The 19,385-nt window shown below is 67.5% G+C and carries 19 protein-coding genes and 1 pseudogene; 12 read left to right on the top strand and 8 right to left on the bottom strand.

The annotated features are described in order from the left end of the window. Positions 1–94: 94 nt before the first annotated feature. The 3 genes from ACX9NE_RS15995 to ACX9NE_RS15985 form a co-directional block, all read right to left on the bottom strand. Entirely contained in the window at positions 95–1,798 is a 1,704-nt protein-coding gene (locus tag ACX9NE_RS15995) for a DEAD/DEAH box helicase (protein WP_459362354.1), read from the bottom strand. A 115-nt stretch (positions 1,799–1,913) separates the two neighbouring features. Continuing rightward, entirely contained in the window at positions 1,914–2,699 is a 786-nt protein-coding gene (locus ACX9NE_RS15990) for an alpha/beta hydrolase (RefSeq protein WP_459362340.1), read from the bottom strand. After that, on the bottom strand, positions 2,700–3,692 hold the full coding sequence (locus tag ACX9NE_RS15985) for a hypothetical protein (RefSeq protein WP_459362339.1): 993 nt from the start codon (positions 3,690–3,692) through the stop codon (positions 2,700–2,702). It abuts the gene before it with no gap. A gap of 3 nt (positions 3,693–3,695) precedes the next feature. Here ACX9NE_RS15985 and ACX9NE_RS15980 point away from each other — a divergent pair, with 3 nt between their 5' ends. Further along, complete coding sequence (locus tag ACX9NE_RS15980; protein WP_459362338.1) at positions 3,696–4,019, top strand: hypothetical protein; 324 nt, start codon at positions 3,696–3,698, stop codon at positions 4,017–4,019. Here ACX9NE_RS15980 and ACX9NE_RS15975 read toward each other — a convergent pair. Continuing rightward, positions 4,009–4,245, bottom strand: coding sequence for a hypothetical protein (locus ACX9NE_RS15975; RefSeq protein ID WP_459362337.1), 237 nt, complete (start codon positions 4,243–4,245; stop codon positions 4,009–4,011). The genes ACX9NE_RS15980 and ACX9NE_RS15975 overlap by 11 nt on opposite strands. Before the next feature lie 154 nt (positions 4,246–4,399). Further along, positions 4,400–5,752 carry a hypothetical protein gene (locus ACX9NE_RS15970; protein WP_459362336.1) on the bottom strand — a complete coding sequence of 451 codons (1,353 nt, stop codon included), beginning with the start codon at positions 5,750–5,752 and terminating at the stop codon, positions 4,400–4,402. Between the two features lie 364 nt (positions 5,753–6,116). Between ACX9NE_RS15970 and ffh the strand changes: the two genes are divergently transcribed. The 5 genes and pseudogenes from ffh (at position 6,117) to ACX9NE_RS15945 (ending at position 13,005) form a co-directional block, all read left to right on the top strand. Then, complete coding sequence (gene ffh / locus ACX9NE_RS15965; RefSeq protein ID WP_459362335.1) at positions 6,117–7,694, top strand: signal recognition particle protein; 1,578 nt, start codon at positions 6,117–6,119, stop codon at positions 7,692–7,694. A gap of 6 nt (positions 7,695–7,700) precedes the next feature. Beyond that, entirely contained in the window at positions 7,701–8,777 is a 1,077-nt protein-coding gene (locus ACX9NE_RS15960; protein WP_459362334.1) for a metal-dependent hydrolase family protein, read from the top strand. 76 nt (positions 8,778–8,853) lie between these two features. Then, positions 8,854–10,542 (top strand): serine/threonine-protein kinase, encoded by a 1,689-nt coding sequence (locus ACX9NE_RS15955; protein ID WP_459362333.1) that lies wholly within the window; start codon positions 8,854–8,856, stop codon positions 10,540–10,542. Positions 10,543–10,581: 39 nt separating this feature from the next. Next, positions 10,582–12,407: pseudogene (locus ACX9NE_RS15950) on the top strand (N-acyl-D-amino-acid deacylase family protein). 1 nt (position 12,408) lies between these two features. Continuing rightward, positions 12,409–13,005 carry a TetR/AcrR family transcriptional regulator gene (locus tag ACX9NE_RS15945; RefSeq protein ID WP_459362332.1) on the top strand — a complete coding sequence of 199 codons (597 nt, stop codon included), beginning with the start codon at positions 12,409–12,411 and terminating at the stop codon, positions 13,003–13,005. A gap of 87 nt (positions 13,006–13,092) precedes the next feature. Here the strand turns inward: ACX9NE_RS15945 and ACX9NE_RS15940 are convergent, their stop codons facing one another. Next, the gene (locus ACX9NE_RS15940; RefSeq protein ID WP_459362331.1) at positions 13,093–13,956 is read right to left on the bottom strand and encodes a cyclopropane mycolic acid synthase family methyltransferase; all 864 of its coding nucleotides are present in this window, start codon (positions 13,954–13,956) and stop codon (positions 13,093–13,095) included. A gap of 63 nt (positions 13,957–14,019) precedes the next feature. Continuing rightward, positions 14,020–14,898 (bottom strand): D-alanyl-D-alanine carboxypeptidase family protein, encoded by an 879-nt coding sequence (locus ACX9NE_RS15935; RefSeq protein ID WP_459362330.1) that lies wholly within the window; start codon positions 14,896–14,898, stop codon positions 14,020–14,022. Positions 14,899–14,941: 43 nt separating this feature from the next. Here ACX9NE_RS15935 and ACX9NE_RS15930 point away from each other — a divergent pair, with 43 nt between their 5' ends. The 5 genes from ACX9NE_RS15930 (at position 14,942) to trmD (ending at position 17,555) form a co-directional block, all read left to right on the top strand. Continuing rightward, positions 14,942–15,361: a nuclear transport factor 2 family protein gene (locus ACX9NE_RS15930; RefSeq protein WP_459362353.1), complete on the top strand. Its 420-nt coding sequence runs from the start codon at positions 14,942–14,944 to the stop codon at positions 15,359–15,361. 245 nt (positions 15,362–15,606) lie between these two features. Continuing rightward, the gene (rpsP, locus tag ACX9NE_RS15925) at positions 15,607–16,092 is read left to right on the top strand and encodes a 30S ribosomal protein S16 (RefSeq protein ID WP_459362329.1); all 486 of its coding nucleotides are present in this window, start codon (positions 15,607–15,609) and stop codon (positions 16,090–16,092) included. A gap of 8 nt (positions 16,093–16,100) precedes the next feature. After that, complete coding sequence (locus ACX9NE_RS15920) at positions 16,101–16,343, top strand: RNA-binding protein (protein ID WP_036354608.1); 243 nt, start codon at positions 16,101–16,103, stop codon at positions 16,341–16,343. Between the two features lie 7 nt (positions 16,344–16,350). Continuing rightward, positions 16,351–16,872 carry a ribosome maturation factor RimM gene (rimM, locus tag ACX9NE_RS15915; protein ID WP_459362328.1) on the top strand — a complete coding sequence of 174 codons (522 nt, stop codon included), beginning with the start codon at positions 16,351–16,353 and terminating at the stop codon, positions 16,870–16,872. Then, positions 16,869–17,555 carry a tRNA (guanosine(37)-N1)-methyltransferase TrmD gene (gene trmD / locus ACX9NE_RS15910; RefSeq protein ID WP_459362327.1) on the top strand — a complete coding sequence of 229 codons (687 nt, stop codon included), beginning with the start codon at positions 16,869–16,871 and terminating at the stop codon, positions 17,553–17,555. Before rimM ends, trmD begins: the two co-directional genes overlap by 4 nt. Positions 17,556–17,677: 122 nt before the next feature. Here the strand turns inward: trmD and ACX9NE_RS15905 are convergent, their stop codons facing one another. Continuing rightward, positions 17,678–18,631, bottom strand: a complete 954-nt coding sequence (locus ACX9NE_RS15905; RefSeq protein WP_459362326.1) for a serine hydrolase — start codon at positions 18,629–18,631, stop codon at positions 17,678–17,680. Between the two features lie 379 nt (positions 18,632–19,010). On the opposite strand from ACX9NE_RS15905, the gene rplS reads away from it, so the two are divergent. Continuing rightward, positions 19,011–19,352, top strand: coding sequence for a 50S ribosomal protein L19 (gene rplS / locus ACX9NE_RS15900; protein ID WP_459362325.1), 342 nt, complete (start codon positions 19,011–19,013; stop codon positions 19,350–19,352). Positions 19,353–19,385 lie beyond the last annotated feature (33 nt).

Below are 19,385 nucleotides of genomic sequence, written 5' to 3'. Positions count from 1 at the left end.
AGCGCGGCGGAGCCGGGCGCGGCGGGTCGCCACCTTGGGTTCGGTGGCGATCGCGAGCGCGGCGGAGCCGGGCGCGGCGGGTCGCCACCATGGATTAAGACTGCTCGGCGTTGAGCTGGCGCACGGCATCGATGCGCGCCTTGAGCTGGTCGCGGGTCGCGGCGGCGATCGGCGGACCGCCGCAACGGCGGCGGAGTTCGTTGTGGATCCAGCCGTGCGGCTTGCCGGTGCGGTGGTGGGCGACCGAGACCAGGGCGTTGAGTTCGCGGCGCAGCTCCCGTAGTTGCCCGTGGGTGGTGGTCATGGGCTGGGTCCCGGCTTGGGCGCGTTTCTGCAATTGCTCGTCCTGCCGGCGGTGCAGCAGGGCGCGCATCTGCTCGGCATCGAGCAGGCCGGGGATGCCCAGGTAGTCGGCCTCCTCGTCGCTGCCCGCGGGCGTGGCGGTACCGAACGAGGAGCCGTCGAAGATGACCTGGTCCAGCTCGGCGTCGGCGCCCAGCGAGGTGAAGCCCTTGTCTTCGCCGGGTTCATTCTGCGTCCTGGTGGCCGGGTCGTCGTCGAGTGGGTCACCCTCGGATTCGCGGTGCGGCTTGCCCAGCACATGGTTGCGCTGTGCCTCCAGTTCGCTGGCGAGTTGCAGCAGGTTGGGCACCGACGGCAGGAAGATGCTCGCGGTTTCACCCGGCCGCCGCGACCTCACGAACCGCCCGATGGCCTGGGCGAAGAACAGCGGCGTCGAGGCGCTGGTGGCGTAGATCCCGACCGACAGCCGCGGCACGTCGACCCCCTCGGAGACCATCCGCACCGCGACCAGCCAACGGCTGGTGCCCGCCGCGAACTCGGAGATGCGGGCCGACGAGCCGGGGTCATCGGAGAGCACGACGGTCGGCGTTTCGCCCGTCAACCTGGTGAGCAGGGTCGCATAGGCGCGGGCCGCGGTTCGGTCCGAAGCGATGATCATCCCGCCGGCGTCGGGGACATGCTCGCGCTTCTGGCGCAGCCGCTGGTCGGCCGCGGCGATTACGGCCGGCATCCACTCGCCGGCCGGGTCCAGGGCGGTGCGCCAGGCCCGTGCGGTCTGTTCGGCCGACAGCGGCTCGCCCAGGCGCGCTTCGTGCTCCTCGCCGGCGCTGTCCCGCCAGCGCGCCTGTCCCGAATACGCCATGAACACCACCGGGCGCACCACTCCGTCGGCCAGGGCCTCGGCGTAGCCGTAGGTGTGGTCGGCCTTGGATCGCATCAGGCCGTCGGCGTCGGGCTCGTAGTTCACGAACGGGATCGGGCTATCGTCGCTGCGAAACGGAGTGCCGGTCAGGGCCAGCCGGCGGGTGGCGTCGTCGAAGGCCTCCCGGATGGCGTCACCCCAGGTCTTGGCATCACCGCCGTGGTGGATCTCGTCGAAGATCACCAGCGTCTTGCGCTGCTCGGTACGCACCCGATGCAACGTCGGGTGGGCGGCCACCTGCGCGTAGGTGACCACGACGCCGTGGTATTCCGGAGAGGTCTGCGGGTTGGAGTTGGAGAACTTCGGGTCCAGGGACAGCCCCTGGCGTCCGGCGGCCTGCGCCCACTGGATCTTGAGGTGCTCGGTGGGTACGACGACGGTGAGCTGCTCGACGGCCCGGTGCGCGATCAGTTCGCCGGCGATCCGCAGGGCGAACGCGGTCTTGCCGGCGCCGGGGGTTGCCACGGCCAGGAAGTCGCGCGGCTCGGTTCCCAGGTATTTCACCAGGGCGCGGCGCTGCCAGCCACGCAGCGTGCGAGTGGTGTCGGCGGGGAAGTGGCTGACCGGCTGCAGCGACACATTCCCCCCGTTGAGTTCGGCATGGTAGCTCGGCCGCGCCAGACGGCGCACAGGCTGTGAAATCTAGCACGGCAACGCTTTTCGGCGCTGCAACGACGTGGCTGGGCGATCAGATTGGCTGGTCGCGGGTCTGCAGCCAGTTGTGGATACGCGAGGCGACGTCCGGCCATCCGGGTTCGAGCATCATATTGTGGCCCATCGAGAAGAACTCGGGTTCGGTGCGGTATGCGTCCGCCGTCGCCCGCACCTCCGCGGTGCTGACGAAGCCGTCGTGCTCGGCGCCCAGCACCAGCATCGGGGTCGCGATCAGGCCTGTCTTGACGCCGCGGATCATCGGATCGATGGCAGCTGCGCGGAGGCTCTCGGGCCCGGCCTGCGATCTGCACGATTCGACGATGGACTCGGGCGTGTGCCCGCAGAAGAGGTAATCGCGCGCCAGCGCAGGCGTGTCGACGAATTCGAGCAGCGCGCCGCCGGTGAAGGCCCGGATAGCGGTCAGTGGGTGCCGGCGCCAGACCCGCATGGCCAGCCGCAGGTAGCCCTTCGGCGGAACCGATCCCACCAGCACCGCCGCGGGCGCGTGACGGGTTTCCAGAAATCTCTGCACCGTGAAGCCGCCCAGCGAATGGCCGATGAGCACCGGCTGGCCGCCGAGGGCGTCGGCCACCGCGCGGACGTCGTCGACGTAGTCGGCCATGGAGCACCAGCGCAGCGCTTTGGGGGCGGGGCTGGCCCCGTGCCCGCGCAGGCTCAGTGCGACGGCGCGATAGCCGGCGTCGGCGAAGTAGTCCAGGAAATTCTCCCAGCACCACGCGCCGTGCCAGCCGCCATGGACGAACACCAGGGGTACCGGATGTTCGGCGGTGCTGGTGCCGCGTTCGACCACTTCCAGCATCTATCGGGCACCTACCGTCTGGCCGGTGGACGCTGGGGACTTCGGGGCCGTGGCCGCACCCAGCCCGAGCAGCGTGGCCAGGACCACCGGGAACTCCAGATACGCGTGGTAGCTGGCGAAGGCGGAATACACCGCCTTGCCGGAGGCGTAGTCGGTGACGAACACCACCGCCAGGGCCACTCCGACGGCGCCCCCGAGCGTCCACGCCCGCGCCCCGGTCAGCCACGGGACGCGCAGCTCGAATGCCCGCGCCGCATCGGGGGCGTAACGGGGAAAGAAACCCACCCAGACGAAGTAGTGCATGGTCTGCAGGAAGGCGAACACGACGAGTAGCCTCAGGCCGACCTCGGTCACCACGGCCGCCGGCGGGGCGCTGGCCGCCACGATCGTTCGCGGGTTGCCGGCGAACCCGGCCAGCGACGAACTCGTCCCAGCGAAGTGACGGTCGAGCACACCGGACAGCAGTACCGCGGGAACGACCAGTACCCACCCGATCTGCACCGATCGAAACCACCGGCGCAGCGCTGGGGTGGGCAACCGGGCCGCCCAATCCCACAGGAAGAACAGCGGCACCACATTGTGCAGATGGGACAACACCACGAAGTGGTACGGGGGCCAGCTCAGCGAGGCGGCCGCGGCGATCGCCAGCACCGCCGCCGCGGCCATCAGCGAGGGCCCACGCAACCCCGCCACACAGGCTGCGCTGAGCACCGCATAGCCGACGACGATCTCCGCCAGCCGCGCCGGCTCGCCGACCACCATGCCGGCCAGCCTGCACAACACGATCACTGTGATGAACCCGAGCAGCCAGAACAGCATCCGGCCGGACAGCACCGTGGCGAAACGTCCACTGACATAGCGCAATTCCAGGACATTGTGCACGACCCCGAACACCATGAGCCCCAGCACGGTCGTGGCCAGCGGGGCCCGGACCGCGACGGCCAGAGCCACCGCGGCGGCCCCGCCGAACAGCCAGATCACCCGTACAGTCATCGCGTGTCCCAACTGACCGCGTTCGCTGTCACGATCGCGGTGGAATCGCTGTGGTACGTGGGCGGCCTCGTGGGCATCCTCGGACTGCGGTGGTGGTCGGCGCTGATGCTGTCGATCGTTGTCAACGCCATCACCCATCCGCTGGCGTGGTGGGTTCTGGCGCCGAACCCGACGCTGGGGCAGTTGCTGCTGACCGAGGCGGTGGTGACACTAGCCGAGGCGGCTGTGCTGGCGGTTGCCGTACGGCGTGACCCGGCCACGCTGGCGCTGCTGAGTGTGGGCGCCAACGCCTCGTCGCTGCTCACCGGACTGATCCTCAACCGGTAGGCGGACCCGGCGGCTGCGGCGGCCATTGCGGTGGGGGCGGCTGAGGTGGTAGGCCCTGGGGCGGCGGACCCCATTGCGGTGGGGGCGGCCTTGATCGCCGCGAGCGACGCACCCAGGTGGCCACCACCACGATGGCCGTTATCACCACCAGCAGGAACAAGACGGCCACCAGCAGCACCGGAGCCTCCGATCGTTCCGGGGCCAGGTCTGCGAGCAAAGCGACCACGCCGCAAAACTAGCGCTTGCAATCCGCAAATCAAAGGGAACTTCGCGTCGTCGTCGCAGTCACCCGGGCCTCGCCGAGACTGAAGCCAGGCAGGGCCGCATCGGCGTGTCGTCTGCCGCGTTGCAGTGTCGCGGACCCGCCGGGCGCGGCGTGCTCACCAGTTCGTCAAGACGAGATGGTTCAGCACCAGCGCGCCGACGACGTTAACAGCCAGCCACCAGCGGTGTGACCTGGGCGGCAGCAGCGTCGCCGCTGCCGGTAACCACACCGTGAAAGGCAGCCAGATGCGCTCGACCTCGGCCTTACTCAGCTGGCTTGCGTCGGCCAGCACAATCGCGACCAGCATGGCCACTATGACGAGGTTCAACCCCCGGCGCTGACGGATCGCCGGAATGTCGATCGCCAGGCTCGTGCCCGCAACGCCGCCCAGCCCGATCGCGCACACCACCGACGCCAGATTGGCCCACCACCAGTACTGGAACGGCCGGTCGGCGGCGATTCCCTGCCAATAGCGTTGCTGCACCAGCACATAGCCGTCGAACCACCAGAATCCAGCAAGTGCGAAGACCAGGACGACAGTCACTGCGGCAATGGCCGCCGGTATCAGTGCCCGAAACGCGGCCCGCCGGTTCACCGCGGCGATCAATACCGCGGCGGCGGGCAGTGCCATCAACGCCAGACCGTAGTTGAGGAAGGCGCCCCAGCCCAGCAGTAGACCCGCACCGACCGCGGCCAGCCCGCAGGTTCGCACCGACCGGCGTGCGGCCAATGCCAATAACGCGATGCCCCAGGCCGCGACTCCGGCGAAGTAGCCATCTGCTAATACCGCCACCCAGATCGCGGTCGGTGACACCGCGACAAAGGGTGCCGCCAGCCGGGCCGTGTGCTCGCCGGCCAACGCTCGCACTGTGATCACGATCGCCGCAGCGGCACTCGATCCGGCCAGCAAGCAAAGCAATCCGGCCCAAGCGCCACCGGTCAGGCCGATTCGGTCCAGCCAAACGAACGTCAGCAGTGCACCCGGCGGATGCCCCGACACGTGAGTGATCCACGAATTCGGTTGAAAGTCGAGGATTCTGCCCGAGAAGTGGCGCACCGCATCGGGGATGTCGGTGACGGTGGGTACTTGTCGGAGATATTCGTGGCGCGCGGTGAGCCGGCCGGCGAAGCCAAGCTGCCAGCCGTCGATCATGGCCAGCGAGAAGGCCCATGCGGCCGCCGTCGCCCACGTCGTCAAGGTGAGGGCCCGCCACGACAAGTGCACGGCGACAGCCGGACCCCACAGCACCGTGGCAACGCCAATGACTATGGCCGGCCCAGTGCCCCACCCGATGTGGGGCTGCCACCAACCGAAGATGGGCGCCATCCCGGCAAACGCGATGAAACGGTCCCGCGTAGCGTGGATCAGCGGCGTGACACCGAGGTCGAGGTGCGGCATCACGAATGCGGCGGTTACCAACCCGACGGCTGCCGCAACCGCCAGCGTCTCTCGGCGCCCGCTTCTCACGCGTTATCAGCCCTTTTGGCACAGCGCGCGAAACGTGACTGCGCCGCTCCTCCGACCAGCTGATGATGTCGCACACCTCGGCGAACGTTGAGCGTGAGAAAACGCGTGGTTTCCGGCATGGTCCGACCCCGATCAGGTTGCTCGACCGAAGAATTTGTTCAGTGCATCTGCCACCTGAGTCCCCTTTTCCTCCTGCATGTATTGTCCGCCATCGGGGATTTCTTCCTCAGTGATTCGGGGCTAGCCGGCGCAGCCGTCATCGTGCACCTTTCGTCGACACTGACCTCTGTCGGCAGAGTGCCGCCCAGCTCAGCTGCGGCGGGACTTGTCTGCCGAGGCCTGGGCAACCATTAGGCTGGCTGTCGTGTTTGAATCGCTGTCCGATCGCTTAACCGGTGCCCTTCAGGGGTTACGTGGTAAAGGCCGCCTGACCGACGCCGACATCGAGGCCACCACCCGCGAGATCCGGCTGGCGCTGCTGGAAGCCGACGTGTCACTGCCCGTCGTGCGGGCGTTCGTCCACCGGATCAAGGAACGAGCCCACGGTCATGAGGTCTCCGGCGCGCTCAACCCGGCGCAGCAGGTCGTCAAGATCGTCAACGAGGAATTGATCGGCATCCTCGGCGGCGAGACCCGCGAGATCGCGTACGCCAAGAACCCGCCCACGGTGATCATGCTCGCCGGTCTGCAGGGTTCCGGTAAGACGACGCTGGCCGGCAAGCTGGCGTTCCGACTAAAGAACCAGGGCCACACGCCGCTGCTGGTGGCCTGCGACCTGCAGCGCCCGGCCGCAGTCAACCAGCTGCAAGTGGTTGGGCAGCGGGCCGGCGTGCCGGTATTCGCGCCGCACCCCGGCGCTCCGGCTTCTGGCCCGGACACGGGGCCGCCGGGTGACCCCGTCGCCGTCGCCGCGGCCGGTATCGCCGAGGCCAAGGCCAAGCACTTCGACTTCGTCATCGTCGACACCGCCGGTCGGCTCGGTATCGACGAAGAGTTGATGGCACAGGCCGCGGCCATCCGCGATGCCGTCGATCCCGACGAGGTGCTGTTCGTCCTGGACGCGATGATCGGTCAGGACGCCGTCGCCACCGCGCAGGCCTTCGGCGATGGCGTCGGGTTCACCGGCGTGGTGCTGACGAAACTGGACGGCGACGCCCGTGGTGGTGCGGCCCTGTCGGTCCGCGAAGTCACGGGTGTGCCGATCCTGTTCGCCTCCACCGGTGAGAAGTTCGAGGACTTCGACGTCTTCCACCCGGACCGGATGGCCAGCCGCATTCTGGGCATGGGCGATGTGCTGAGCCTGATCGAGCAGGCCGAGCAGGTCTTCGACGCCCAGCAGGCCGAGGCGGCCGCCGCCAAGATCGGCGCCGGCGAGCTGACGCTGGAGGACTTCCTCGAGCAGATGCTGGCGGTGCGCAAGATGGGCCCGATCGGCAACCTGCTGGGCATGCTGCCCGGCGGGGCGCAGATGAAGGACGCCTTGGCCGAAGTCGACGACAAGAGCCTGGATCGGCTTCAGGCCATCATTCGCGGAATGACGCCGCAGGAACGCGCCGACCCGAAGATCATCAACGCCTCGCGCCGGTTGCGCATCGCCAACGGCTCCGGCGTCACCGTGTCCGAGGTCAACCAGCTGGTCGACCGTTTCTTCGAAGCTCGCAAGATGATGTCCTCGATGCTCGGCGGCATGGGTATCCCCGGGCTCGGCCGCAAGTCGGCGACGCGCAAGTCCAGAAGCTCCAAAGGCAAGAAGGGCAAGAAGGGGGCGCGCGGACCGACGCCGCCGAAGACGCGCAGTCCGTTGGGCGCCGGCATGCCCGGCATGGCAGGAATGCCTCCGGGGTTCCCGGACCTGTCGCAGATGCCTGAAGGGCTCAACGAATTGCCGCCCGGGCTGGCCGATTTCGACCTGTCCAAGCTGAAATTCCCCGGCCAGAAATAACCCGCGGTGCGATTGCACGTGCGGGGGCTGGGCCTGCCCAGCGATGTCGCGACAGAACTATGGATCGTCGACGGCCGCATCAGCACGGAGCCGGTGTCCGGCGCTGACACGGTCTTCGATGGCGGCTGGATCCTGCCGGGGTTGGTCGACGCTCACTGCCATGTCGGCCTCGGCGAACACGGCCCCGTCGAACTCAGCGAAGCCATCGCACAGGCCGAAGTCGAACGCGACGTGGGCGCGCTGTTGCTGCGTGACTGCGGCTCACCAATCGACACCCGCAGCCTCGACGACCACGACGACCTGCCCCGCATCATCCGGGCCGGACGCCACCTGGCCAAACCCAAGCGCTACATCCCCGGCCTGGCCGCCGAGCTGGAAGACGAATCGCAGCTACCCGACGCCGTCGCCGAGCAGGCCCGACGCGGAGACGGCTGGATCAAGCTGGTCGGCGACTGGATCGACCGGGGCATCGGCGACCTCGCGCCGCTGTGGTCCGACGACGTCCTCAAAGCCGCGATCGACACCGCACACGCGCACGGCGCGCGCGTCACCGCCCACGTCTTTGGTGAGGATGCGCTGCCCGGTCTGATCAGTGCCGGCATCGACTGCATCGAACACGGCACCGGCCTCACCGACGACACGATCGAGCTGATGGTCGACCACGGCACCGCGCTGGTTCCCACGCTGATCAACCTGGCGAATTTCCCGGGCATCGCCGACGCCGCCGTGCGCTATCCGAAGTACGCCGCGCATATGCGCGACCTCCACGACCGCGGCTACCAGCGGGTGGCCGCGGCGCGCGACGCGGGCGTGCCGGTATATGCGGGTAGCGACGCGGGCGGCACGATCAGACATGGGCGCATCGCCGACGAGGTGGACGCGCTGCGCCGGATCGGCATGACCGCCGAGGAGGCGCTGGGAGCGGCGTGCTGGGACGCCCGCCGGTGGCTGGGTCGCCCCGGTCTCGACGATGGGGCGCCAGCCGACCTGCTGTGCTATGCCGAGGATCCCCGACGGGGTGCCGGCGTACTGAGCCGGCCGGACCTGGTGATCCTGCGCGGCAAGGTCTTCCGGTCACGGTGACGCGTTCCTAGGTGTTCGTCCAGTGTTAGCCGGGCGCTGCCGCGCCCGGTGACCCCGAGATGGTTACCATCGCTGAATGGCGTTGGCCAGCGGTGCGACCTTTGCCGGTTACACCCTTGTGCGAATGTTGAGTTCGTCGGCAACGGGAGAGCTGTACCTGGCCCAGCGACCGGGATTGCCGGGCTGGCAGGCTCTGAAAATCCTTCCGGTTACCGCCGATGGGGAATTGCGGGAACGCTTTCACCGGGAGACCGACATTGTCTCGAGCCTCTTTCACCTCAACATCGTGGAGGTGCACGAGCGCGGCGAATTCGAAGGTCAGCTGTGGATCGCGATGGAGTACATCGACGGCAGTGACGTAGCCACGCTGATGGCAGATCGCTTCCCGGCGGTGCTGCCGGTCGGTGAAGTAACCGCCATCGTCACCGCCGCGGCGGCGGGGCTCGACTACGCTCACCGGCGCGGTGTCCTTCATCGCGACATCCGGCCGGCCAATATGCTGCTGACCGCGCGGGGTAGCGAACCGCGAATTCTTCTGTCCGACTTCGGCTTACAACGCCCGGATGGCGAGTCGGCGTATGCGGCGCCGGAGGAACTCGCCGGCGCGGCCACCGACGGCCGTGCCGACCAGTACGCGCTGGCGGCCACCGCGGTGCACCTGTTCACCGGGGCCCCGCCCACCCAGCCGAATCCGCCCCGGCTCAGCGAACTGCGCCCCGACCTTGCCCGGCTCGACGAGGTCCTCGGCAGGGCGCTCGCCGGCGACCCGGCCGACCGGTTCGGCAGTTGCGGCGAGTTCGCCGCCGCCCTTGCCGGGCGAGCCGGGATCGCCGACCGCGAACCCCCGGCGGCACCCGTCGACGCGCCGGCCGTCGAACCCGCCTACGTCGTTGACTATCCGGCTTACGCCTGGCCGGAGCCGCCGGAGCCAGTGTCACTGCCTCTCCAACAGCCGGGTGCTCCGACGGCCGGGCGAGGGGGGGCGGTCCTGCAGCCGGGGCGTTTGCTCGCGCGTCCTCTGGACGCGTTCTCCCCCGGCACACGGGAATCGAGGAGGTTCGCGCCGCGCCGGATGGTGATCGGTGCCGCCGCGGTGCTGGTGCTGGTCGGCCTGTTCGCGGCCGGCATGGCGGTCGGGCGCAGGACCAACGCGCCGGCACCGCAGGCCCGAACCCCGGCGACGAGTTCGAGCGCCGGCGGTGCCACCGTGGCGGCGGCACCGCTTCCGCTGGACGGCACTTACCGTATCGAGGTGCAGCGGTCCAGGCAGACCTTCGACAACGCTGCCACCCCCCAGCCCCCTGATGTCGAGACCTGGTGGGCGATCCGGTCGTCGTGCACACCCACCCGCTGCCTGGCCGCGGCCACGCTGCTCAACGACAGCGACCATGCGCAGGAGAAATCGCCGGACGTGCAACCGCTGATTCTCGAGTTCATCGACGGTCAGTGGCGGTCCCGGCCGGAGACCACGAAATTCCCGTGCATCGGTCCCACCGGGCAGGCAAGCACCCAGAACACCGTCCAGACTTTGACGCTGCGACCGCAACCAGAGAACGGGCTGGCCGGGGAGATGACCGTCGCGGTGAAGAGCAACGAATGCGGCCAGCAGGGGGGTGTCATCCGAATCCCCGCCGTAGCGAGCCGCAGCGGCGATATACCACCGGCGGTGAACGTGCCGGACCCGGTCACCGTCAGCCCCTCGACCCCGGCCCCGACGGCCCCCACCCCGACGCCGACGACCCTGCCTTCGGGACCGGGGCGCTGACCGCCGTCGCGCGCCAAAGATTGCGAGTGATCGCTATCTATGTTAGCTTCGGAGCAGCCCGGCGACTTGGAGGAACTGTGACGTACGACGTGATCATCCGCGACGGCCTGTGGTTTGACGGAACCGGCGCCAAGCCGCAGGTTCGCACTCTGGGCATCCGCGACGGCGTGGTGGCCACCGTCTCGTCGGTTCCGCTGGACGAGACCGGATGTCCGGAGGTGATCGACGCCGCGGGCAAGTGGGTAGCTCCCGGTTTCATCGACGTGCACACCCACTACGACGCCGAGATTCTGCTTGACCCGGGCCTGCGTGAGTCGGTACGGCACGGCATCACGACCCTGATGCTGGGCAACTGCTCGCTGTCGACGGTCTACGCCAACTCCGAAGACGCCGCCGACCTGTTCAGTCGCGTCGAGGCGGTGCCGCGCGACTTCGTCCTGGGCGCGCTGGAGAACAACAAGACCTGGTCATCACCTGCGGAGTACATCGACGCGATCGACGCGCTGCCGCTGGGGCCGAATGTGAGCTCCATGCTCGGTCATTCGGACCTGCGGACCGCGGTACTCGGTCTGGAGCGGGCCACCGATGAAACCGTGCGTCCCACCGATGGCGAGCTGGAGACGATGGCGCGGATGCTGGACGAGGCGCTGGATGCCGGCATGCTCGGCATGTCCGGGATGGACGCGCCGATCGACAAGCTCGACGGCGACCGGTTCCGGTCGCGTGCACTGCCTTCCACCTTCGCAACCTGGCGCGAGCGGCGTCGCCTGATCAAGGTGCTGCGCAAGCGCGGCCGGATCCTGCAGAGCGCACCCAACGTCAACAGTGCGGTGTCCCCGCTGATGTTCTTCCTGACCAGCAGCCGGCTTCTCAACCGGCGCAAGGGCGTCCGGATGAGCATGCTGGTGTCGGCCGACGCCAAGTCGATGCCGCTGGCGGTGCACACGTTCGGCCGGGGCACCCGGGTCCTGAACAAACTGTTGGGCGCGAGCGTGCGCTTCCAGCACCTGCCGGTGCCGTTCGAACTGTATTCCGACGGCATCGATCTGCCGGTCTTCGAAGAATTCGGCGCCGGCACCGCCGCGCTGCACCTACGGGATCAGTTGCAGCGCAACGAATTACTTGCGGATGAAGCCTACCGGCGCCGGTTCCGCCGTGAGTTCGACCGGCGCAAGCTCGGGCCGTCGCTGTGGCACCGCGATTTCCACGACGCGGTGATCGTCGAGTGCCCGGACGCGTCGTTGATCGGCAAGAGCTTCGGCGCGATCGCCGACGAGCGTGGCCTGCACCCGCTGGACGCGTTCCTCGATATTCTCGTTGAGAATGGTGAGCGCAACGTGCGGTGGACAACGATCGTCGCCAACCATCGGCCCGAGCAGCTCAACAAGCTGGCCGCTGACCCCAGCATCCACATGGGTTTCTCCGACGCCGGCGCACACCTACGCAACATGGCCTTCTACAATTTCCCGCTTCGACTGCTCAAGCGCATTCAAGACGCGCAGCGCCAAGGGACGCCGTTCCTGACGCCGGAGCGGGCGATCTACCGCCTGACCGCCGAAGTGGCCGAGTGGTTCGGCCTCGACGCCGGCACGCTGCGGGAGGGGGACCGTGCCGACTTCGTCGTGATCGACCCGGCCCATCTGGACGACTCGGTGGACGGCTACCACGAGGAGGCCGTGCCCTTCTACGGCGGCCTGCGGCGCATGGTGAACCGCAACGACGCGACGGTGGTCGCCACGGGCGTGGGCGGTGCGGTCGTCTTCCGCAACGGCGAGTTCTGTGCGGGCTACGGTCAGACCGTGAAGTCGGGCAGGTACCTGCGGGCGGGCGAGCGCCACGGCGCGCCGCTGAGTTTGTCCGCCTGAGATGGCCAGGACCCAGCAGCAACGACGGGAGGAGACCGTCGGCCGGCTCCTGCAGGCCTGCATCGACACCATCATCGAGGTCGGATACGCGCGCGCCTCGGCCGCGGTGGTCACCAGGCGTGCCGGAGTTTCGGTGGGCGCCCTCTTTCGGCATTTCGAGACGATGGGCGATTTCATGGCGGCCACCGCATCCGAGGTGTTGCGAAGACAGCTGGAGACCTTCACCAAGCAGGTCACCGAGATACCGGCAGACCGCCCGGCACTGGAGTCGGCGCTGACGATCCTGCGTGACATCACCAGCGGTCCCGCCAACGCCGTCCTCTACGAACTGCTGATCGCCGCGCGGACCGACGAAAAGCTCAGGGGCACTCTGCAACACGAGCTGGGGCAGTATTCGGCGAAGATTTTTGACGCCGCAAGGTCGATGCCCGGCGCCGAGGCATTTCCGGACGACACGTTCCCGGTGCTGGTGGCGTTGCTGACCAACATTTTCGACGGCGCCGCCGTCGTGGAAGGTGTGTTGCCGCAACCCGAAATAGCCGAGCGCAGGATTCCGGTGCTGACCGCGCTGCTCAGCGCCGCGCGGCCGACCGCTTGACACTTGACGCCGAGCAGTCGCAAAGTCGCACGATCGCAGGCGATTCAGTGCGACTTTGCGCCTGCTCGCGGGAGAGAGAGCCGCGTGTTACTTCTGCAGAGTGAACTGATTGACGTCGATGTAGCCGTCGCGGAACAGGTTGGCGCACCCGGTCAGGTAATGCATGTAGCGGTCGTAGATCTCTTCGGACTGAATCTCTACGGCTTGATCCCGATGCGCTGCAAGGGCTTCGGCCCACAGGTCGAGGGTCCTCGCGTAATGCGACTGCAGCGACTGGTTGCGGGTCAGCGTGAAGCCCGCACTGCCGGAGTGCTCCACCACCATCTCGACGATCGGCGGAGCTCCGCCGGGAAAGATCTCGGTCTTGATGAAGTGGAAGAACCGGATCACCCGCAGCGTAAGGGGCAGGCCCATGTCGATCATCTGCTGTTTGGTGAAGCCGGTGATCGTGTGCAGCATCAACACGCCGTCATCGGGCAGGATCCGGTGAGCCATCTTGAAGAATTCGGCGTGTCGGTCGTGACCGAAGTGCTCGAACGCGCCGATCGACACGATCCGATCAACGGGCTCGTCGAACTGTTCCCAGCCCTGCAGCAGTACCCGTCGGCTACGCCGGCTGTCCAGCTCGTCAAACGACTTCTGCACGTGGGCGGCCTGATTTCTCGACAGGGTCAGGCCGACCACGTTTACGTCGTGCTTTTTCAGCGCACGGCGCAGGGTGGCGCCCCACCCGCAGCCCACATCCAGCAAGGTCATGCCGGGTTGCAGTCCCAGCTTGCCCAGCGAGAGATCGATTTTGGCGATCTGCGCCTCCTCGAGGGTCATGTCCTCGCGCTCGAAGTACGCGCAGCTGTACGTCTGGGTCGGGTCGAGGAAGAGCCGGAAGAACTCGTCAGACAAGTCGTAGTGCGCTTGCACGTCGTCGAAATGGGGCGTCAGGCCGTCAACCATAAGACTGGTCAGTCTACCCCGGCCGGGGAGGGCTGCATGCCGGCATTCTGCGGCCGCGCCCCACTACAACGAGCCGATACCTGCCTGCGGGCCCAGCGCGAAGCCCCAATCGAAGAGCCCGGCCGCCTGGTCCCAGTACGTGGGTCCGCCCTCCTTGACCAGGCCGTACATCATCGCGATCACCAACCGTCGCCCGCCGCGGGCGGCCGCCCCCACGAAGGTCTTGCGCGCCGCGTTGGTGAAGCCCGTCTTGCCCCCGAGAGCACCCGGATAGCGCGTGAGCAGCTCATCCTGATTCAGGATCGGGTGGTCTCCGTTGTCACCGGGAAACATCGCCGAGGGCTCTGCGGTGATGTTGGCGAACGTGGGATTGGCCATGGCCGCGCGGAAGATCACCGCGAGGTCGTGGGCCGTGGACCAGCCGGGGCCATCGGGCCCGTCCAGGCCGGAGGGCGTCGAAGCGTGGGTGTTGGTAGCTCCCAGCGACGCGGCCTTGGCGTTCATCTTGGCCACCGCGACCTCCTGGCCGCCCAGCATGTCGGCCAGTGTGTTGGCGGCATCGTTGCCGGACACCAGTAGCAGGCCGTCCAGGAGCTGGCGGGCGGTGTAGGAGTGGCCGACTTTGACGCCGACGCAGTTGCACTCGACCGCGGCGTCGTTGAGGTCGGCCACGACGGTGGTATTCAACGGAAGCTCATCGAGTACCACCAGTGCCAGCAGTACCTTGATCGTGCTTGCCGGCGGATGCGCGACGTTCTGCTCGCGGCCGGCGAGCACCTGGCCGCTGTCGAGATCGGCGACGATCCACGTCTGGGCGGGTCCGTCGGGAATCGGCAGCGAACCCGCCGCCTGCTGCACGTCGGTGTCGGCATGTGACACAGGAGCACCGCCGAACAACGTGACCGTGAGCAGCGTGGCGGTCGCGGCTATGAGCTTTCGCATGGGCGCAGATTTTATCTTCTGTGCTGCGGTGTTGAATCAAGGCATGTTGAGCCTGCAAGAGATTTCCGACCGCCTGGAGATCCAGCAGCTTCTGGTGGACTACTCCACGGCGATCGACCAGCGTCGATTCGATGACCTCGACACCGTGTTCACCAAGAGCGCATACATCGACTACACCGCACTGGGCGGTATCGCCGGCGAATACCCCGAGGTCAAGAAATGGCTGTCGGAGGTGTTGCCGAACTTCCCGGCGTACTCGCACATGCTGGGTAATTTCTCGGTGCGCATCGACGGCGACACGGCGTCGTCGCGGGTGATCTGTTTCAACCCGATGGTGCTCGGCGGTGACAAGGAGCAGATCCTGTTCTGCGGCCTCTGGTACGACGACGAGTTCGTTCGTACCCCCGACGGGTGGCGGATGACCCGTCGCGTGGAGACCAAGACCTTCCAGAAGGTGATGTAGCTCGGCTGTCGCCGAGATTGCCGTCAGGGTTGTGCCCATGCCCCCGACGCGACCATGACGGCAATCTGGGCGCAGCGCCCGCGCCGCGATTTCTGGCGTCGCGGCTTGTTCTGGCACAATGGGCGGCTGTCCGCCGAGCGATCACGCATCGCTTCGCGGTCACACACGCGAGGCAAAACCGGACCCGGGCATCCCGCCCAGGTCGCTGAATTGCAGCGTGACACGCACAGGAGAATCGCTTAACCATGGCTGTGAAGATCAAGCTCACCCGGCTCGGCAAGATCCGCAATCCCCAGTACCGCATCGCCGTCGCCGACGCGCGCACCCGTCGCGACGGTCGCTCCATCGAGGTCATCGGCCGCTACCACCCGAAAGAAGAGCCCAGCCTGATCGAGATCGACTCCGAGCGCGCGCAGTACTGGCTCGGTGTCGGCGCCCAGCCCACCGACCCCGTCCTCAAATTGCTCAAGATCACCGGTGACTGGCAGAAGTTCAAGGGTCTGCCCGGTGCCGAAGGCCGGCTGAAGGTCAAGCCCGCCAAACCCAGCAAGCTCGAGCTGTTCAACGCCGCGCTGGCCGCTGCCGACGGCGGACCCACCACGGAGGCTGCCAAGCCGAAGAAGAAGTCCGCGCCGAAGAAGGCCACGAAGGGTGACGAGGCGCCGACTGCTGAGGCCGCCGCGGAGGCGCCCGCTGAAGCCGGCGAGCAGTCCGGCTCGAGCGAAGGCTGACCGGCGCCATGAGTACCGTCGTGGTCGATGCCGTCGAACACCTGGTCCGTGGCATCGTCGACAACCCGGACGACGTCCGGGTTGATCTGGTGACCAGCCGCCGGGGTCGCACCGTCGAGGTCCACGTTCATCCCGACGACCTGGGCAAGGTGATCGGCCGGGGCGGACGCACCGCGACCGCCCTGCGCACGCTGGTCGCCGGTATCGGCGGCCGGGGCATCCGCGTCGACGTGGTGGACACCGACCAGTAACGCGTCCATGGAGCTGGTCGTCGGGCGGGTGGCGAAAGCGCACGGCATCAGCGGCGAACTCGTCGTCGATGTCCGCACCGACGATCCCGACGCCCGGTTCGCGCCGGGAGCCACCGTGCGTGCCAGGAAGCCCCGCGACTCCGGTCCCGCCCGCAGCTACGTCGTCGAATCCGCGCGCCCGCACGGTGCCCGGCTACTGGTGCGGCTGGCCGGTGTGACCGACCGGGGCGGCGCTGACGCGTTGCGGGGCAGCTTGTTCGTCATCGACTCCGACGAGCTGCCGCCGATCGACGAGCCGGACACCTTCTACGACCATCAGCTGGAGGGACTTCGGGTACGCACTGCCGCGGGTCGCGAGCTGGGCGTCGTGGCAGAGGTGCTGCACACCGCCGGTAGCGAGTTGCTCTCCGTCAAGGGCGAATCCGGCGAACTGCTGGTGCCGTTCGTGAGTGCGATCGTCACCTCCGTGTCGCTGCAGGAGGGCATCCTCGAAATCGAACCGCCAGAAGGTCTGCTGGACCTGGGATGAGAATAGACGTCGTCACGATCTTCCCCGGCTACCTGGACCCGCTGCGACAGTCGTTGCCGGGCAAGGCGATTGCGTCGGGTCGGATCGACCTGCAGGTGCACGACCTGCGTCGGTGGACCCACGACGTGCACCACTCGGTGGATGATTCTCCCTATGGCGGTGGACCCGGGATGGTGATGAAGGCCCCGGTTTGGGGGGAGGCGCTGGACGAGATCTGTTCGGCGGAAACGCTTTTGGTGGTCCCCAGCCCGGCCGGGGTGCTGTTCACCCAGGCCACCGCGCAGCGGTGGAGCGCCGAGGAGCACCTGGTGTTCGCCTGCGGTCGTTACGAAGGCATCGATCAGCGGGTCGTTGAGGACTCGGCGCGCCGGATGCGCGTCGAAGAGGTGTCCATCGGCGATTACGTGTTGCCCGGTGGTGAGTCGGCGGCACTGGTGATGATCGAGGCCACGTTGCGGCTGGTGGCGGGAGTGTTAGGCAATCCCGCATCCGTGCAACATGATTCACACTCGCCGGGTCTGGACCGGCTGCTGGAGGGGCCCAGCTATACGCGCCCGCCGAGCTGGCGTGGGCTCGACGTCCCGGACGTCCTGCTGTCGGGTGACCATGCCCGGATCGCGGCCTGGCGCCAGCAGGTGTCCCTGCAGCGCACTCGCGACCGTCGCCCGGAGCTGCTGGACTGACGCCTCCGGCGAGCAGTCGCAAAATCGCCTGATATGCGGCGATTTTGCGCGATTTCGCGTCTGCTCGCGCAAGGGAGCAGGGGAGGGGCTGCTCGCGCAAGGGGCGTGCCTCGCGCGGGACACTAGATGCGGCCGTTGGGGAAGATGGTTTTTACCGCCTTCGTGATCGTCTCGCGTGCGGTGGCGTCGTCGGAGGGCTGCAGCGACTCGATCACCATGATGTAGCGGTGGTCGCGCCCTATCACGCCGGTCGACAAATGCATCCAGTCCGCGCCGACGCAGCACATCCAGCCCTGTTTGACCGCCACCGGTTCGGCATAGAGCCCGTCAGGGATGCCGAACCGCTGGGGATAGCCGTCGACGCCCGTCGGAGTGGATTGAGCAAGGTCGTTCAGGATGAGGCGGGCCCGGTCCAAGGGCAGGCCGCCCGAGCCGTCCAGCAGCATCTCGTAGTAGCGGATCAGGTCGGGTGCCGAGCTGATGGTGTTCCACCACCGTCCGTCGCTGGGCGGTGTCGTCGAGGTCAGTCCGTAGCGGCTCGCCACCTCGTTGATGATCGCGTCGTTGCCGTCCTGGCCCCAGAAACGCTCCGCCGCGCCGTCGTCCGACGACTGCAACATCACGTCCAGTGACTGGCGATCCTCGGGAGACAGCACGGATCTGCCTTGAGCCTCCCGCAGCAGCAGATCATCGGCGATGAACAGTTTCGCCACCGACGCCGTGGCGATGATCTGGCTGTTGCCGTTGGAGACCATCTGATGAGTCGCGCGGTCGAGGATGGCCACCGAAAGTGTCGCGCCGCCTGCCGCGGCCTGGTCGGTGGCCAGCTGGACCCGCGCCTGTACTCCGGCGAGCCCGTTCGACGACAGGTTGGGCACGGCCATCGGGGCCGCGGTCGGTGTGATAGCGCGCAGCAGCAGTTCCACCAGCTGCTGCTGAGGCTGCGACCGCGGCTGCGATACCGACTGATCGGTGAAGCTGAACGCCTTCGCGTGTACCGTCGCCTCGCAACCGGCGGCCACCACCAACGCCGCCGCTACTGCGGCGGAAATCAGCGTCAGCGGCCGGGCTCGCATCTCACTCCTTCGGCATCCTCGGGCTTCTTCAAGGCATCCGTTCGGGCGGCCGCTCCGACATTCCGATCCATCGGCCCCGGGAAATCCGGCTGGACGGGTCCCGGTAGGGTTTGGATCCGGGCGGTTCGACCCCAGCTATATGTACCACTTGCAGGTGGTTTGGGGCGGGCGCGAACCACCACAGTTTCCTGTGATTTTCACTGCATGCGCCCCGTCTGGCACAATTGGCCAGTTGTCTTTCAGCGGTTGCCTACGGGCCGGGTGCCTATTGCCCGCTGGAAGATGCACCCAAGAAGCCCTAACCATCGGCTTGGCGACCGTCGTACGTCCGCGTGCGACCGGTCGGCGAAGCCGCGACCCCGAGGAAGTGTCTTTCCACATGAACAGGCTGGACTTCGTCGACCAGGCGTCGCTGCGCGACGACATCCCCGCCTTCCACCCGGGCGACACAGTCAATGTGCACGTCAAGGTGATCGAGGGCGCCAAGGAGCGCATCCAGGTCTTCAAGGGCGTGGTGATCCGCCGTCAGGGCGGCGGCATCCGCGAGACGTTCACCGTCCGCAAGGAGAGCTACGGCGTCGGCGTGGAGCGGACCTTTCCGGTCCACTCGCCGAATATCGACCACATCGAGCTGGTGACCCGCGGCGACGTCCGTCGCGCCAAGTTGTACTACCTGCGTGAGCTGCGCGGCAAGAAGGCCAAGATCAAGGAAAAGCGCTGACCGCGGAGGGGGCCCGCGGGCCACGGCCGCAAC

Source organism: Mycobacterium sp. ML4, assembly GCF_054515735.1.
Note: the sequence above shows the minus strand (reverse complement) of the source record. Positions and strands in the feature narration are given on the sequence as shown.